The 622-nt window shown below is 32.6% G+C and carries 1 protein-coding gene; it reads left to right on the top strand.

What is annotated here, in order from left to right; genetic code table 11:
- Positions 1–246: hypothetical protein (locus KEM10_RS23975; protein ID WP_212220993.1), on the top strand; the 246-nt coding region annotated here is incomplete at its 5' end.
- Positions 247–622 lie beyond the last annotated feature (376 nt).

Consider the following 622-nt stretch of genomic DNA (forward strand, 5'->3'; position numbering starts at 1 on the left):
TTGGGCTTAAAACACCGGGTAGATGTTGGAAACTCAACACTTGCCCGATTTTTATGTGTGGTAAATGGTATTGATATGGATAATTACAAAAATTCATACTTCTATCGGCTCATAGATAAAGCTCCATACATTAAAAATGACAAGAATCTTTTGGTTGACCTTGAAGTTATCAAGTTGCATTTTCAGGAACGTAATTTACCAACAGGTGACATCGAAAAAGTAATCATTGAAATTGTAACCCGATAATTTGCAAAAATACCGATTACCATTTATTGCCTTTTATTGCCATTTGAATTAAAAAAGTATCCGACAAAAACAGCAAAAAATGTCCGACAAGGCTAAATAATGCCTTTGTAAGATGTTGAAAACATGAGATATAAAAATTAATTGAAAAATGTCGGATAGTCCGACGTTGGAAATTGCTATGCGCCTATCCTATACTTGCTATCGAAAATTTGAATAAAAAAACAGCAAGAAAATGGATGAGCAAATAGAAGAACAGATAGAAGAGCAAATCGACTTCAAAACTGAAACTTTAAAGAATCTTGAACAGCTAAACAAAAAGGTTTCAGAACTAATAAAAGTACAACATAAAGCCGGAACAGGCTTTGACTATGTTAAT

The sequence above is a fragment of the Carboxylicivirga linearis genome, from assembly GCF_018271995.1.
Classification (GTDB): Bacteria; Bacteroidota; Bacteroidia; order Bacteroidales; family Marinilabiliaceae; genus Carboxylicivirga; species Carboxylicivirga linearis.